This window comes from Microbulbifer sp. ABF4_107 (genome assembly GCF_056312215.1).
Genome location: NZ_CM149983.1, coordinates 2360001 through 2376537, shown reverse-complemented (window position 1 = coordinate 2376537; position 16537 = coordinate 2360001). Strand labels below are relative to the sequence as shown.

Sequence of the window (16537 nt, the reverse complement as noted above, 5' to 3'; positions counted from 1 at the left end):
TAAATAAAACAAATGCGCTTAGGGAAATGATTGGGGCATGGATACGGGTATTCAATTCGCGGGGCAGGGGATTGCCAGGGATAGATTGTCAGGATTGGGAGTCACTGGTTCTGCGGCAGTCAACGACAGTGATCGATTCAGGATTGTCCCCCACGGTTACACCCAGGGAAGTGGTGGACTGATCTGGATTGGGGATTTTACCGAAGATTATACAGCGGGCTCTTCCGCACGTTTCTGGTTACGGGTAGAGCCCGAAGGTGCGCCAGCGGCCGTCGCCACAGAGTCCAGTTGCCGGGAAATACCCGTAGCGTTCGATCGGACAGCCGAAGGATTGCGCTACACCCGAATAAATCTCGCGTTACAGCCGGGGTTGCGCTACCAGCTATCCCTTTGGCGGTGCGGTGCACAAACTGCACTTGCCCGCGCGGAGTGTCAGGGCAGGCCTGTGGACCTCTCGCAGGGGTTCAATGTCTGGTATGGCACCTGCTTTTACCGCCCTGCAGATAATCAGGCTCTGGCAGAATCCATTACTGCACTGCCTGCGCAGTATCGCCCCCAGGTTTCGTTTCTGGGTGGAGACCAGGTATACCTGGATACGGCCTATTCCAATACCGGATTGAGTGTTGTTCCCGGCTTCAGTACTCGTAACTTCTCACCGTTGTTGCTGCGATCACGTGCGGCCATTCGCCGCAAGCTCAATCGTGTTTTTTCATCCGAGTACCGGGAAAACTGGCGCAGTGGCATGGGTGCGAAGTTACGCTCTGGGTTTCACTACTTTCTCGCCGGTGACCACGAATTCTGGAATGATTACCCAAACCCCCCCGGTTTTCTTCCGGTTCTGTGGTCACGCAAAGTGCGCGAGGTTTGGGAGCAGTGTGCCCGACGCCTCTTCGATGCCTACCAGGCGCCCGCGGGACCTACATCCAGTCAATTTAGCATTGGTGAATCACTGCGTTTTTTCGTGCTGGATACCCGCTTGCAGCGCGCACCCGGTCGTGACGGGCGATTTACCGACGAGGCGACCTTCGCGCGAGTGACCCGTTGGCTTCGGGAACTGGACTGTCCTGGCGTACTGGTTTTGCCAGCTCCGTTACTGACACCGTGGCAATTCCGCAAGAAAGAATGGCGAAATTCTCTGCGTGTCCGGCTGGGGCTCGGCGATCATTCCCTGGCGGATACCGGGCAATATCAGGAGCTGGTGCGTGCCTTGCGCGATTGTCCACAGGATGTATTGATTCTGGCAGGGGATGTGCACTTTAGCCGCTTTGCCCATTTTAATCTGGGCGGTAAACAGGTGGTGGAGGTGGTTTCTTCGCCGCTGGCCTGTCTCCCGAGCGCCGCCGCAACCCGGGAGCTGACGCCGGATATTTTTCCGGATCGCCCCACCGACGATATCCAGGCCCCTGTGCACTATTTGCGGCCCGAGGATGGCAAGCCGACTGCTCGTGAACAGGCGGCAGGTAACAACAATTTCGTGACCCTGGGATTTACGCCCGGCACTACTGAAAATGAAATCTCGGTGCAAGTAATTTGCTGGAATATCAGTCGCCGTGATGCCTTTGGTGTACCGAAGGTCGACTGGCAGGTGCCAGGCCTGGTACTCCGCAAGCGTGTGCTTGCAGATTGCGCGGACGCGAGTATGTCTGAGTCGGAGCCAGTAGCTGCGGAAGCCGGTTGATCGCCGGCTGGCAATTTCCGGGTACGAAAAATAAGACAAGAAATGAGAATCGCCATGTCGAGAACGCTGTTTATCCTCTTGGGACCGCTACTGTCGGCAGGTTTTTACCTGCTACTTTCCTCGCTGGGGATGGCGTATTTACCTGCGGTTACGGCGGCCATCACGCTGCTGACTGTGATCTGGTGGGTGACGGAAGCGCTCCCGATCCCCGCTACCTCCATAGTGCCATTCGTATTGCTGCCGCTATTCGGCGTGGCAGACCATAAACTGGTGGCATCCTCGTTCGGCAGTCATGTGATTCTTTTGCTGATGGGCGCGTTTATGTTGTCCAAGGCACTGGAGAAAAGTGGCGCCCATGAGCGATTGGCCCTGTATATGTTGCGTGTTGTGGGTATTTCCAGCGGGCGTCGACTCGTGCTGGGCTTTATGCTTGCGGCGGGGCTGCTCAGTATGTGGATCTCGAATACCGCCACCACACTGATGATGTTGCCCATCGCCCTCGCCATTCTTTCTCGTGCGGATAATCATCGCCTTACCGTCGCGCTTATCCTGGGAATCGCCTACGCGGCGAGCCTCGGCGGAGTTGGCAGTCCTCTTGGGACGCCACCGAATGTCATCTTTATGGGGATCTATGAAGAGGTCACCGGCCGTGAATTCAGCTTTGCCAGCTGGATGAAAATAGGTTTGCCGGTGGTTTTGATCACTCTCCCATTAATGGCTTTGTGGTTAACCCGCGGGATTGAACTGCACAAATCTCTGGAGACACCAAAAGTAGGGGACTGGCGCCCTGAAGAAGTGCGCACTCTTGCGGTATTTGGTGTAGCGATTCTGTTCTGGGTAACCCGCAACGAACCGCTCGGGGGCTGGAGTGAACTGTTGGGTGTGCCCGATGCGGGCGACAGTACCGTGGCGCTGGCGGCGGTGGTATTGATGTTTCTGGTACCCAACGGCAAAGGGGGCCGGCTGTTGGACTGGCAGACAGCGGAAAGTATCCCCTGGGGCATGCTGCTGCTGTTTGCCGGCGGTATTGCCATCGCCAAGGGCTTTGCTGCATCGGGACTTAGCGACATGATGGGGCAGGGGCTAACCTTCCTGACTGCCATGCCGCTGTGGTTGATGCTTGTTCTGCTGTGCCTGTCGGTGACATTCCTGACCGAAATTACCAGTAATACCGCCACGGCGACGTTGCTTATGCCAATTCTCGCGGTGGTTGCCACAAGTGCCGGCTTCGATCCGATGGTGTTGATGATCCCCGCAGCCATGTGTGCCAGTTGTGCGTTTATGTTACCGGTGGCCACCGCCCCCAATGCGATTGCCTATGGCACTGGCAAAATTCGCATCCAGGAAATGGTACGGGAAGGGGCCATGCTCAGTGTGCTGGCCTCCCTGATTATTGCCGGGGTGTGCTGGTTGATGCTGACTTAGGAAATATCGCAGACAATTAATCTTTAAGCTTGGCTTTTTCCGGGTTTTAATTCTTCATTGGGGGGAATTTCTTGCCGAATATGTGGGCTGTGGGCCGGTGGATTCAATACCTTGATCTGCTGGCGCGAATTGGGTTTCCTAGACGGCTTACCTATGTTCCTGTTAACGACCGGAAGGAGTCCCGAACGTGAAAAAAATAACTATCCTGGCGGTGGCCGGTGTACTGGCGGCCTGCGCGGGGGAATCCCCGGATGCGAGTAAAAAAGAGACGTCCATGAGTGAAGTTGAGACTGCGAGTGCGCCTTCTACCGTCGCATCTGCACTGTCCTATCCGCAGACCCGCAAGGATGACGTGGTGGATACCTATTTCGGTACTCAGGTGGTGGATCCCTACCGCTGGCTGGAAGATGACCGCAGTGAAGAGACTGAAAACTGGGTCAAGGCGCAGAACAAAGTCACCTTCGGCTACCTGGATCAGATTTCTTACCGCGATAGCCTGAAGCAGCGCCTGGAAGCGCTGTGGAACTACGAGAAAGTGGGTTCCCCATTCACTGAGGGTGACTACACCTACTTCTATCGCAACGATGGCCTGCAAAATCAGTACGTGGTGTGGCGCAAGAAGGGCGATGGCGAAGCGGAAATCTTCCTCGATCCGAATACTTTCAGTGAAGACGGAACCACGTCACTGTCGACCCTGAAATTCTCCAAAGACGGCTCCATCGCGGCGTATTCCGTATCCGAAGGCGGCAGCGACTGGCGCAAAATCTACATCATTGATGCGGAGTCCAAGAAGGTGCTCGAAGAGCCGCTGGTGGACGTGAAGTTCTCCGGTATTTCCTGGAAAGGCAACGAAGGTTTCTACTACTCCAGCTACGACAAGCCGGAAGGCAGCGAACTGTCGGCGAAAACCGACCAGCACAAGCTGTACTACCACAAACTCGGCCAGCCTCAGTCCAAGGACGCTCTGGTATTTGGTGGTAGCGAGGAAGAGAAGCGCCGCTACGTTTCCGGTTATGTCACTGAAGATGACCGCTTCCTGGTGATTTCCGGGGCGACGTCAACCTCAGGCAATGACCTGTTTATCCAGGATCTGTCCAAGGCCGATGCGCCGCTGGTGCCGGTGCTGACCGATTTCGATTCCGATACCTACGTGCTCGATAACCAGGGCAGCAAACTGTTCCTGGTCACCAACCGCGAAGCGCCCAACAAGAAGATCGTCACCGTCGATGCGGCAGATCCGGCTCCGGCAAACTGGCAGGACTTTATCGGTGAAACCGAAAACGTACTGACCGCCTCAACCGGTGGTGGTTATCTGTTCGCAGAATACATGGTGGACGCCCTGTCCAAGGTGTATCAGTACGATTACAACGGCAAGCAGGTACGTGAAATTGCCTTGCCGGGTCCCGGTAGCGCCTCTTCCCTGGGCGGCAAGTACGAAGACGAGACCCTCTACTACTCCTTCACCAACTACAAAACCCCGTCCACCATTTTCGCGTTCGACGTGAAGAAGGGGGAGTCCAGTGTGTACCGCGAGTCCGGTGCACAGTTTGACCCGGCGGGCTACGAGTCCAGGCAGGTGTTCTACACCTCCAAGGATGGCACCAAGGTGCCGATGATGATTACCCACAAGAAAGGCCTGAAGCTCGACGGCAAGAACCCGACCATCCTGTATGGCTACGGCGGTTTCAATATCAGCCTGACCCCGTCGTTCAGCATCGCTAATGCGGTGTGGCTGGAACTGGGTGGCGTCTACGCGGTGCCCAACCTGCGCGGTGGCGGTGAATACGGCAAACGCTGGCACGACGCCGGTACCAAGCTGCAGAAGCAGAATGTATTCGATGACTTTATCGCGGCGGGCGAATACCTGATTGAGCAGGGCTACACTTCCAGCGACTATCTGGCGATTCGTGGTGGCTCCAACGGCGGCCTGCTGGTTGGCGCAGTAATGACCCAGCGCCCGGACCTGGTGAAAGTGGCACTGCCTGCGGTGGGCGTGATGGACATGCTGCGTTACCACACCTTCACCGCTGGTGCCGGCTGGGCCTACGACTACGGCACTGCGGAGCAGAGTGAAGAAATGTTCCAGTACCTGAAAGGCTATTCGCCGGTACACAACGTGCAGGCCGATACCAGCTATCCTGCGACTCTGGTGACGACGGCGGATCACGATGACCGCGTTGTACCGGCACACTCGTTCAAGTTTGCCGCAGAATTGCAGAGCAAGCAGGCGGGTGCTGCGCCTACACTGATTCGGATCGAAACCAACGCAGGCCACGGTGCCGGAACCCCGGTTTCCAAGACCATCGAACAGTACGCGGATATTTTCGGCTTTACCCTGTTCAATATGGGGGTCACCGAACTGCCGGAAAGTTGATCCTGCAACCTTCTGTCATCGTTTCGGCATGAATCGGGGGCAAGATAATGGCTTGACAGGATGATATGACTGATTGGTCTATCGCTCTGTCGCGAGGTATCATTTGGAGCCAATAGATTTATGCCGAGACTTAACGCTGTGCCCAAGGCAACCGACCGGTCTTCACCCCTGCAGATTGAGCTGAGCGCCTGCCCGGCCATACTTCCTCTGTATTTCCGCGCTTTGACGGCTCGCAAAAAGGGGGCTTCGGCCGCCCAGGGGCCAGCAGTTCTGGCCAGTGTCAGCCTGCGCGGGCAGAGAGTCGATGCCGAGCGTGTGCGCGCCTATCGCGAGGTATGTGGCTTTAACGCTGGTAGCCAGCTGCCGGCCACTTATCCGTTTGTTCTGGCTATGCCACTGCATCTGAAATTACTGGTTTCCGATGCATTTCACTTCCCCATTCTCGGTCTGGTCCACCTGCGTAACCAGATAACCCAACACCGCCCTGTCGAATCCTGCGAAGCGCTGGATATTCGCTGTGATCTGCTGTCACCGGTGGCGGTCAAACGCGGTTATGAGTTCGCGCTGGTTACCCGGGTCAGTGTCGCGGGCGACCTTGTGTGGGAGTGCGAAAGCGTGATGTTGAGCCGTGCGCGTCACGGCGGTAAAGACAAGCCCCTGCAGTCCGGGTTTGCTGCCTTCCCGGGAGTCATGCCCGATATGGCGGCTGGCAGTGCAGAGGCGTGGGCTATTCCGGAGGCTGCTGGCCGCAGCTACGCGCGGGTATCCGGTGACTGGAATCCCATTCACCTGTTCGCGTCTTCGGCGCGGCTGTTTGGCTTTTCCAGTGCCATTGTGCATGGTATGTGGACCAAAGCAGCCTGCCTTGCCTCGTTGGAGAAAGGCGCGGGGCTGCCGCAGCAGTTCCGGTTGAGTGTGGAGTACAAACGCCCGGTACTTCTGCCTTCGTCCGTGCGCTTCCAGTGTGTCACCGGGGAGCTGGCAACCGGTTTCCGGGTTGCGGACGACAGCGGTAAAACCCAGTATCTGAATGGTCTGCTCGAGCCGTTGCGGTAGGGCTGGCAGAAGTGTGTCTGTGAGGCGGAACAGAAGTTTATGGCGAATAGCGACACGGATCCGCGAATGGCGTTAGCGGCAGAACTCGGCGAAGAGCTGGTCCGGCTTGGCTGGAAAGTGACCACTGCCGAGTCCTGCACTGGTGGCGCCATTGCCGCAGCGATAACTTCCGTTGCCGGTTCGTCGGTCTGGTTTGATGGCGCAGTTGTATCCTATGCAGACCGAATCAAGCGCAGCTTTCTCGGCGTCGATCAGCGAGACCTTGATACCGCCGGCGCGGTCAGCGAGCCGGTGGTTCGGCAGATGGCGGTGGGGGCACTCAATCGCCTGGATGCCAATCTGGCCGTGGCGGTGAGCGGTATCGCTGGTCCGGATGGCGGCAGTGAAGATAAGCCGGTAGGTACTGTGTGGATTGCCTGGGCACACGGGGAGGGGCAGGAACCTCTGTCCGTCGAGGCCCGGCAAATGCACTTCACCGGCAACCGCGCTGCCATTCAGTTGCAAACCGTAGACGAAGCCCTGCAGGGCTTGCTGGCCATTACCCGCAGTCACCCAGCCTGACCCTCATTCCCGTTTGTCCGGTACTGCTGTGCCAGGTTTTCTATCCTGGCCCGTCGAATACCCGCCATTCCCGATTACTGGTTGCTTATACAGTAATTTTTCTCTAAGCTCCCTTTCCATAGCAGTCATTACTCACCAAATTTCAGGTACATATGGGAAAGGTCATGGATTCCAACAAAGACAAGGCTTTACAGGCAGCGCTCTCTCAGATCGAGCGCCAGTTCGGCAAGGGCACCGTCATGCGTATGGGAGACAAGGAGCGGCAACGCATCCCGGCGATCTCCACCGGCTCTCTTGGTCTGGACGTGGCACTGGGTATTGGCGGCCTGCCGCGCGGTCGTATTGTCGAGATCTACGGTCCTGAATCCTCTGGTAAAACGACCCTGACCCTGCAGGTGATCGCCGAAGCCCAGCGCAAAGGTGGCACCTGTGCCTTCGTGGATGCGGAGCACGCACTGGACCCGATCTACGCCGAGAAGCTGGGCGTGAACGTAGACGAGCTGATCGTTTCCCAGCCGGATACCGGTGAGCAGGCCCTGGAAGTGGCGGATATGCTGGTGCGCTCCGGTGCCGTAGATGTACTGGTGGTCGACTCCGTAGCGGCGCTGACGCCGCGCGCGGAAATTGAAGGCGAAATGGGCGATTCCCACGTAGGCCTGCAGGCCCGCCTGATGTCCCAGGCCCTGCGCAAGCTGACCGGTAACATCAAAAACACCAACACCCTGTGCGTGTTCATCAACCAGATTCGTATGAAGATCGGTGTGATGTTCGGCTCCCCGGAAACCACCACCGGCGGTAACGCGCTCAAGTTCTACTCTTCTGTGCGCCTCGACATCCGTCGTATCGGTTCCGTGAAGGAAGGCGATGAGGTGGTGGGTAACGAGACCCGGGTCAAGGTCGTGAAGAACAAGGTGGCACCGCCGTTCAAGCAGACCGAGTTCCAGATCATGTACGGGCAGGGCATCAACCTGTTGGGCGAGATTATCGATTACGGCGTGAAAATGGGCCTGGTCGACAAGGCCGGCGCCTGGTACAGCTACAAGGGTGACAAGATCGGCCAGGGCAAGGCCAATGCGGTGAAGTTCCTCAAAGAGAACGAAGATATCCGCAACGAGATCGAATCCGGGCTGCGCGCCCAGTTGCTCGGTGACGTGACTCCGGCTCCGGCCGAAGAAGTGGAAGCTGCGGAAGACTGATCTTGTCTTTCTTTCGCAATCCCAATGGCGACGGGGGCAGTGCAGACTGCGACTTCCCGTCGCCAGACTTCTCCTCAGGCCCCTCTTCAGACGCCTCGCTCTCATCGCCTGCCCCTCAGCCCCATAAAACACCTGCCGATGCTTTCCAGGCGCTGTTCAATCACGCGCTGGATCTACTTGCCCGCCGCGAGCACTCCTGCGAAGAGCTGCGCCAGAAGCTCGCGCGAAAGCACCCCGATGCAGATTTTGACGGCGTGCTGCAGCGGCTGCAGGAGCTGAACTACCAGTGTGACCGGCGTTTTGCCGAGACCTTCTGCCGCTCCCGGGTAAACCGTGGGCAGGGGCCGCTGCGAATCCGGCAGGAATTGCAGATCCGTGGAATTCGCGGGGTGCTGGCCCTGGAGGCGATGGACAAGCTGCAGGAGGAAATGGACTGGTTCGAGCTTGCCCTGGAGCAATTGCAGCGCAAGTTTCGCCGCCCCGTCGACGACTCGCTGCCGCGGGAGCAATTGTTGAAGGAGCGCGCGCGGCGCCAGCGGTATCTGGCCTACCGCGGTTTCTATGGCGATGCGATCCAGTACGCCATTGAAGAGCTGAACCGGCCGCAAGACTGAGTCGACTTGTCGCGTCGTATATACTGGCACTAGTTCAGCCGGAGTCCACTAGGCCTAGTGGGGCTGTTGTTTTGTGAATAACCATCCATAAACAGAACGACCCCGGATCTGGCGCGCTTTCATGATTCTCTCCATCGACCAGGGTACTACCGGTACCACCGCCTTTATCTTCGATACCAATGGCAAGCTGCGCGGCCGCAGTTATTCGGAATTTTCCCAGTATTACCCCGAGCCCGGTTGGGTACAGCACGATGCCAGTGAGATCTGGCAGGTGACCCTGAAGGTGTGCGCGGCGGCGATGCAGCGGGCGGGCATTGAGGCGTCCGAGCTGAGTGCGCTGGGGATTACCAATCAGCGCGAGACTACAGTGCTGTGGGATCGAGCGACCGGCGAGCCAGTGCATCCCGCCATCGTTTGGCAGTGCCGGCGCTCGGCCGGAATCTGCAATGAATTGCGCAGGGCAGGGGCCGAGCCCATGGTGCGCGCCAAAACCGGTCTGTTGCTGGATGCCTATTTCTCCGCCAGCAAGCTGCGCTGGATCTTTCGCGAGTCGCCGGAGCTACATCGCCGAGCCGAGGCCGGGGATCTCTGTTTCGGCACCATCGACAGTTGGCTGATCTGGTGCTTCACCGGTGGACGCCAGCACCTCACTGATCATACCAACGCCAGCCGAACCCTGCTGTACGACCTGGATCGCCACCAGTGGGACAGCGAGTTACTGGAACTGTTCGATTGCCCCGCTTCCATACTGCCGGAAATCCGCCCGTCCGCCGGTGACTTTGGCACTACCGATCCCACCGCTTTCTTCGGTGCCCGGGTGCCCATCGCTGGGGTCGCGGGCGATCAGCAGGCGGCGCTATACGGGCAGGGCTGTTTTGCGCCGGGTAGTATGAAAAATACCTACGGCACCGGCTGTTTTATGTTGGCCAGTGCCGGCAAGCGCCGCCCGCTGGTGCCGGATGGCATGCTCACCACCATTGCCTGTGGTGCAGACGGTCAGCCGCAATTTGCGATTGAAGGGTCGGTATTCAATGCCGGTGCGGCGGTACAGTGGTTGCGGGATGACCTGGGGGTTATTCAGCAGGCGGCAGATTCTGAGCAGCTGGCCCAGTCCATCCCGCACACCCGAGGTGTGTATATGGTGCCCGCCTTCAGCGGTTTGGGGGCGCCACACTGGGATGCCGATGCCCGCGGTGCCATGTTCGGTCTCACCCGGGGTGCAGGGCGGGCAGAGATTGTCCGCGCCACGCTCGAAGCCATTGCCTTTCAGAGTCACGAGTTGGCAGAGCTGATGGCCCAGGCCCTGGGGGTCGAGTTGCAGTGCCTGCGAGTGGATGGCGGCGCCAGCGCGAATAATTTCCTGATGCAGTTCCAGGCGGATATTTCCAATCTGCGTGTGGAGCGGCCCCGGCAGATAGAATCGACCGCCGTTGGCGCCGCCTTGCTCGCGGGTGTCGGTGCCGGCCTGTGGGAGAGCGATGCGCTTCCCGAGTGCCTGCAGGACATCGAGCAGGACTTTCTGCCACAGATGTCCGCCCAGACTCGCCAGTCTCATCTCGATGGCTGGCGCAAGGCGGTATCCGCCTGCCGCAGCTTCTAGCTATCCCGTTGCCAGGCGCCTAGGGAAACTCTGATCAAGTCCGTAATGCCTCAGCGTGACCTGAAGGCAGTAGCTGTTAGGCGCAGCTCGCAGTGAATGGCTGGCCCTTTACAAGAGCTGCAACGCAGCAGATGCTGTCTTCAGGTCGCGCCCTACGGGGCTTTCAGAGCGATTCATACTCTGCGTTGTGACTTCTTGAAAGGTCTAGACATTCCTGCGAAGCCACGCCTTGATTGTGAATCGCTCTGAAAGCCTGAGGCATCACGGACTTGATCAGAGGTTCCCTAGCCCTTCCTGCCCGCGGTCAAACCAGTGGCCGCGGAATTCTCCCGTCATTCGTGAAAAGCCCGAAAAAGCGTTGTACCATACGCGGTCATTTTTGCCCGCCAAGCCCCGGGGCATCCCGTTTTCAGGGCGGCGGGCGTCATCTGAGTGAAACACCGAGATCGACATGGACAAGAAATTACTGAGTTTACTGGTCTGCCCAGTCAGCAAGGCCCCTCTCGAGTATCACGAAGAGGCGCAGGAGCTGGTGTGTAAGGCCAGCGGTTTGGCGTATCCGGTACGCGACGGCATCCCGGTGATGCTGGAGTCTGAAGCGCGCCAGCTGACCGTGGACGAAAAGCTGGACAAGTAATCGTTAGCGGTATTTGTGGGCATTGGGGAAAGGCATGGAAGAAGTCAGTGTATTCAGCCGCATTATTGCCGGGGAAATTCCTGCCCCGCGGTTGTATGAAGACGATCACTGTATCGTCATCAAGGATCGTGCTCCCCAGGCGCCCACCCACCTGCTGATTATTCCCCGCAAGCCACTGGTTAGCGTGGCGGATGCCCGCGAAGAAGATGTGCCGCTGCTCGGCCATTTGATGTGGGTGGCTTCAAAAATGGCGGCGCGTCTCCAACTGGAAGACGGCTTCCGCCTGGTGATCAACAATGGCCGCGGAGCTGGCCAGACGGTGTTTCACCTGCACATACATTTGCTGGCGCAGCGCGAGCTGCCAGAAGCGGGCCTTGTTGAAGACCTGCAAGACTGAAACGTTGGCCTGGGGATACCCGGGGCCGACAGGAATTTACCGACGATGTGGACACAGCCCGAATGAAGAGCGCACAGATACGCGAAGCATTTCTCAACTATTTCGCCGAGCAGGAGCACACTCGTGTTCCATCCAGCTCCCTGGTGCCGGGCAATGACCCGACGCTGCTGTTTACCAATGCCGGTATGGTGCAGTTCAAGGATACCTTCCTCGGCCAGGAGTCCCGGCCCTATGTTCGCGCCGCCAGCTCTCAGCGCTGCGTGCGGGCCGGCGGTAAGCACAACGACCTGGAAAACGTCGGTTACACCGCCCGTCACCACACTTTTTTCGAAATGCTGGGTAACTTCAGCTTCGGCGATTACTTCAAACGCGAAGCCATCCAGTTTGCCTGGCAGTTTCTGACCAAAGAGTTGAACCTGCCGGAAGAGCGCCTGTGGGTAACCGTTCACATCAGTGATGACGAGGCCGCCGATATCTGGCTGAAAGAAGTGGGCGTTAGTGCCGACCGCTTCTCCCGTCTGGATGAAGACAACTTCTGGCAGATGGGCGATACCGGCCCCTGCGGTCCCAGCTCCGAGATTTTCTATGATCACGGCGCCGACGTGCCCGGCGGTCCTCCCGGCTCCGAAAACGACGATCTCGATCGCTATATCGAAATCTGGAACCTCGTATTCATGCAGTTCGAGCGTTCCGCCGATGGCGAGCTGCACCCGCTGCCCAAGCCGTCTGTGGATACCGGTATGGGGCTGGAGCGTATCGCTGCGGTTATGCAGGGTGTGCACTCCAATTATGAAATCGACCTGTTCCAGGCGCTGCTCAATGCCGCCGGGGAAGTCGTTGGTTGTGGCGATACCGAAGAGAAGTCTCTGCGGGTAATTGCGGACCATATCCGCTCCTGTTCTTTCCTGATCGCCGACGGTGTCATGCCGTCCAATGAGGGCCGCGGATTCGTGCTGCGCCGCATTATTCGTCGCGCGGTTCGCCACGGGCACAAGCTTGGGCACAAGGATATTTTCTTCTACAAGCTGGTAGCCGCTCTGGTCGCGGAGATGGGCGAAGCCTATCCGGAGCTGAAAGAGAAGCAGGCGCTGATCGAAAAGGCGCTGCGCAAAGAAGAAGAGCAGTTTGCGAAGACCCTGGATAAAGGTCTTGCATTGCTGGATGAGGCGCTGGCGTCACTCGATGGCTCCGAAGTGCCCGGTGAGCTGGTCTTTACCCTGCACGATACTTACGGCTTCCCCACGGATCTTACCCAGGATATCGCCCGCGAACGCGGCTTGACCCTGGATATGGCTGGTTACGAAAAAGCCATGAACGCCCAGCGCGAACGCGCCCGTGCGGCGGGCAAATTCAAGCAGGATTACACCGACAATCTGGATCTTGAAGGCGCTACCGAGTTTCTCGGTTATGACCGCGTTAGCGAACAGGGCAAGGTGGTTGCCATCATTAAAGATGGCGAGCTGGTCGACAGCATTGAAGAGGGCGAGTCTGCAGATATCGTCCTGGACCGCACACCTTTCTATGCCGAATCCGGCGGTCAGGTTGGCGACAGCGGATATCTGCAGTCCGATTCCGGCCGTTTTGAAGTGGGCGACTGTATCAAGCACGGCGCGCACCATCTGCACCAGGGCAAACTGCTGTCCGGCAATCTGGCGGTTGGTGATCAGGTTGCTGCGGAAGTTGCCGGTGATGTGCGTCAGTCCACCGCGCTCAACCACTCAGCCACGCACCTGCTGCACGCGGCACTGCGCAAAGTTCTCGGCGATCACGTCACCCAGAAAGGCTCCCTGGTGGATTCCGAGCGCCTGCGCTTCGACTTCTCCCACCCGGAAGCGGTTACCAGTAAGCAGTTGCGTGCGATCGAAGCGCTGGTAAATAGTCAGATCCGCGCGAACACCGCGGTGGAGACCGAAGAAACCGATATTGAAACCGCCAAGGCCAAAGGTGCCATGGCGCTGTTCGGTGAGAAGTACGGGGATTCCGTACGTGTTCTGACCATGGGTGAGCGCAACGATAGCGGAGCATTCTCCGTGGAGCTGTGTGGCGGTACCCACGTAGAGCGCACTGGTGATATCGGGCTGCTACGTATTGTGGCGGAAAGTGGTATTGCCTCGGGCCAGCGTCGAATCGAAGCTGTAACCGGTGCCCACGCTCTGGCCTTGTTTGATCAGGCCCAGCAGCGTCTGGATCACACGGCGGCACTGCTCAAGGCGCGTCCGGAAAATCTGGCGGAGAAGGTGGAGCAGTTACTCGCCAATAACCGCAAGCTGGAAAAAGACCTGGCCACCCTGAAGACCCGGCTTGCCAGTGGTGCTGGTGGAGACCTCTCCAGTCAGGCTGTGGAGGTGGCTGGTATCAAGTTGCTCGCCGCATCGATTGATGGCGCGGACGCCAAATCCCTGCGTGACCTGGCTGACCAGATGAAAAACAAACTGGGTAGCGGTGCAGTGTTGTTGGCGGCGCCAGGCGACGACAAGGTAGCGCTGGTTGCCGCGGTTACCAAGGATCTCACTGGTCGACTGGCAGCGGGTGACCTGATGCGGTATGCCGCCGGTGAGCTCGGAGGGAAGGGCGGCGGTCGCCCGGATATGGCGCAGGGTGGTGGCACCGACGTGGCGGCGTTGCCAGCGCTGCTCAAAGCCATTCCCCAGTGGGTGGAAAGCAATATCAAGTGAAACCAGGCGCCGAATATTTCGGCGCCGGGCAATCAGATGAAGTTTATTGGCTACAACTCGCAATTTTTCAGTTGATTTGCCCGAAGATTGGTGATTTAGTGCGCGGCTCCTGCGGATCTGGTACCGCGCACTCAGGTAGATAGTCAGGTAGTAAGGAAACACTAGAGCGATGAGTTTGTTCGTGCAGAAATACGGCGGCACTTCGGTAGGCTCCATCGAGCGTATTGAGGCTGTGGCCGACAAAGTGGCGGGCTTCAAGGCCCAGGGCCACGATATGGTCGTCGTGCTGTCCGCCATGAGCGGAGAAACCAACCGTCTTATCGGCCTGGCGAGCCAGATCCAGGAAAACCCGGACCCCCGGGAGATGGATGTACTGGTTTCCACCGGCGAACAGGTCACCATTGCACTGCTGAGCATGGCGCTGAAAAAGCGCGGGTACGATGCCTGTTCTTACACCGGTGGTCAGGTCAAGATTCTCACGGATAACGCACATACCAAGGCCCGTATTCAGCGCATCGACGTGGAGCGCATGCGACGGGATCTGGACTCTGGGAAAGTGGTCGTTGTTGCGGGCTTCCAGGGGGTCGACGACGAAGGCAATATCACAACCCTCGGTCGCGGTGGTTCCGATACCACCGGTGTTGCCCTTGCCGCTGCCCTCGATGCCACCGAGTGCCAGATTTACACCGATGTTGATGGTGTTTACACCACTGACCCACGAGTTGTAGACAGTGCTCGCCGTCTCGACCGCATTACCTTCGAGGAAATGCTGGAAATGGCGAGCCTGGGTTCGAAGGTATTGCAGATCCGCGCGGTTGAATTTGCGGGTAAATACAAAGTCCCCCTGCGTGTCCTTTCCACATTTGAGGACGGCAACGGCACACTGATTAGTCTGGATGAGGAAGAGAGCGATATGGAACAGCCTGTAGTCTCCGGCATAGCGTTCAACCGCGATGAGGCAAAACTGACAATCCGCGGTGTGCCAGATACCCCCGGGGTGGCTTGCCGCATCCTGGCGCCGGTGGGTGCTGAAAATATCGAAGTCGATGTGATTGTGCAGAATATCAGCGCGATCGACGGCACCACCGATTTCACCTTTACCGTACACCGCAATGACCTGGGCAAAGCCCGCAAGGTTCTGGAGCGGGTGGCGGGTGAGCTTGGTGCTCGAGAGGTGGTGTCTGACGACAAGATTGCCAAGGTGTCCATTGTCGGTGTTGGTATGCGTTCGCATGCCAATGTTGCCTCGCGCATGTTTGAGGCGCTGGGTGAAGACAACATCAACATCCAAATGATTACCACGTCCGAAATCAAGATTTCGGTCATCATCGATGAGCGCTACCTTGAGCTCGCAGTGCGTGCGCTCCACAGCGCATTTGAACTCTCGGAACCCAAGGCCTCTGCGTAACTATAACCAGAGTGATGGATACCGCCGGCGACCATAGCAATTCGGTTGTTTGGCGCACGGTACGACGTGTTGAGATTTTCTGCGTCTGGGCAATACTGAATAAAGTGACGGACAAGATTCTCGGTTTGCAGCAATCTCGGGTTATTATGGCCCAAGGTGCGGGCCAGGGATAACCGGTCGTACCAAATCACAGGATGATCAAGGAGAAGTAGGTAATGTTAATTTTAACCCGCCGTATCGGTGAAACACTGATGGTTGGTGACAATGTGACGGTTACCGTATTGGGTGTGAAAGGCAACCAGGTACGTATCGGAGTCAATGCGCCGAAAGAAGTAGCGGTTCACCGTGAAGAGATCTATCAGCGCATTCAGCGTGAAAAGCAGTCCTCCAGTGAGGGCAGTGCCGACTGAGAAGTGTCTTGAATGACAGTTTTCGTCGATGAGAAAGAGGCCGCAGAGCGGCCTTTTTTGTGCCTGTATGATTTGTGAACGCCGGTGAAGAAATCCCAAAAAGTTATTGATTCCCCATTGATTTTTGCTTCGCCGTTGGTATGATGCCGCTCACTTTCAGCAGCCAAGATCAATTGTTCGAAGTTGCTGTGGCCCTGCTAAAGCAGTGCGGAAAGTTATACGGTGAGGTGGCCGAGTGGCTGAAGGCGCGCCCCTGCTAAGGGCGTATGGGGTTAAACTCATCGAGGGTTCGAATCCCTCCCTCACCGCCATACAAAAAAGGCTCCATGCGAAAGCATGGGGCCTTTTTTGTATGGCGGTGAGGGGGGTGAGAGCCCTCGCGGGTTCGATCAACTCGCGCAAGCGAGTTGAGACCGAGGCGCAGCCGAGCCCGTAGGGTTGAAACGCGCCTAAGCGTGTTTCAAGTCCATCCCGACCGGATGGGAGCCTCCTGATCTTAGGTGTGT

13 protein-coding genes and 1 tRNA gene are annotated in these 16537 nt (G+C 57.8%); all 14 read left to right on the top strand.

Features of this window, described 5'->3' with window-relative positions; translation table 11 throughout:
• The first annotated feature begins 37 nt into the window (after nucleotides 1–37).
• Entirely contained in the window at nucleotides 38–1678 is a 1641-nt protein-coding gene (locus ACYX4K_RS09820; protein ID WP_475092304.1) for a metallophosphoesterase family protein, read from the top strand.
• 54 nt (nucleotides 1679–1732) lie between these two features.
• Nucleotides 1733–3103 carry an SLC13 family permease gene (locus ACYX4K_RS09815; protein ID WP_475092305.1) on the top strand — a complete coding sequence of 457 codons (1371 nt, stop codon included), beginning with the start codon at nucleotides 1733–1735 and terminating at the stop codon, nucleotides 3101–3103.
• A gap of 187 nt (nucleotides 3104–3290) precedes the next feature.
• Complete coding sequence (locus ACYX4K_RS09810; protein WP_475092306.1) at nucleotides 3291–5477, top strand: prolyl oligopeptidase family serine peptidase; 2187 nt, start codon at nucleotides 3291–3293, stop codon at nucleotides 5475–5477.
• Between the two features lie 120 nt (nucleotides 5478–5597).
• Nucleotides 5598–6533: a MaoC/PaaZ C-terminal domain-containing protein gene (locus ACYX4K_RS09805; protein WP_475092307.1), complete on the top strand. Its 936-nt coding sequence runs from the start codon at nucleotides 5598–5600 to the stop codon at nucleotides 6531–6533.
• Between the two features lie 66 nt (nucleotides 6534–6599).
• A complete protein-coding gene (locus ACYX4K_RS09800; RefSeq protein ID WP_475092308.1) occupies nucleotides 6600–7094 on the top strand; it encodes a CinA family protein in 495 nt (164 codons plus the stop codon).
• A gap of 164 nt (nucleotides 7095–7258) precedes the next feature.
• On the top strand, nucleotides 7259–8290 hold the full coding sequence (gene recA, locus ACYX4K_RS09795) for a recombinase RecA (RefSeq protein WP_475092309.1): 1032 nt from the start codon (nucleotides 7259–7261) through the stop codon (nucleotides 8288–8290).
• A gap of 2 nt (nucleotides 8291–8292) precedes the next feature.
• Nucleotides 8293–8904 carry a regulatory protein RecX gene (locus ACYX4K_RS09790; RefSeq protein ID WP_475092310.1) on the top strand — a complete coding sequence of 204 codons (612 nt, stop codon included), beginning with the start codon at nucleotides 8293–8295 and terminating at the stop codon, nucleotides 8902–8904.
• A gap of 121 nt (nucleotides 8905–9025) precedes the next feature.
• On the top strand, nucleotides 9026–10504 hold the full coding sequence (gene glpK / locus ACYX4K_RS09785) for a glycerol kinase GlpK (RefSeq protein WP_475092311.1): 1479 nt from the start codon (nucleotides 9026–9028) through the stop codon (nucleotides 10502–10504).
• Nucleotides 10505–10955: 451 nt separating this feature from the next.
• Nucleotides 10956–11141 (top strand): Trm112 family protein, encoded by a 186-nt coding sequence (locus ACYX4K_RS09780; protein ID WP_475092312.1) that lies wholly within the window; start codon nucleotides 10956–10958, stop codon nucleotides 11139–11141.
• Nucleotides 11142–11175: 34 nt separating this feature from the next.
• Complete coding sequence (locus tag ACYX4K_RS09775) at nucleotides 11176–11538, top strand: histidine triad nucleotide-binding protein (protein ID WP_475092313.1); 363 nt, start codon at nucleotides 11176–11178, stop codon at nucleotides 11536–11538.
• A gap of 62 nt (nucleotides 11539–11600) precedes the next feature.
• Nucleotides 11601–14213 (top strand): alanine--tRNA ligase, encoded by a 2613-nt coding sequence (gene alaS / locus ACYX4K_RS09770; RefSeq protein WP_475092314.1) that lies wholly within the window; start codon nucleotides 11601–11603, stop codon nucleotides 14211–14213.
• A gap of 169 nt (nucleotides 14214–14382) precedes the next feature.
• Nucleotides 14383–15621 carry an aspartate kinase gene (locus ACYX4K_RS09765; RefSeq protein WP_475092315.1) on the top strand — a complete coding sequence of 413 codons (1239 nt, stop codon included), beginning with the start codon at nucleotides 14383–14385 and terminating at the stop codon, nucleotides 15619–15621.
• 215 nt (nucleotides 15622–15836) lie between these two features.
• The gene (gene csrA, locus ACYX4K_RS09760) at nucleotides 15837–16031 is read left to right on the top strand and encodes a carbon storage regulator CsrA (protein WP_010131831.1); all 195 of its coding nucleotides are present in this window, start codon (nucleotides 15837–15839) and stop codon (nucleotides 16029–16031) included.
• 221 nt (nucleotides 16032–16252) lie between these two features.
• Nucleotides 16253–16342, top strand: a tRNA-Ser gene (locus ACYX4K_RS09755).
• Nucleotides 16343–16537: the final 195 nt, after the last annotated feature.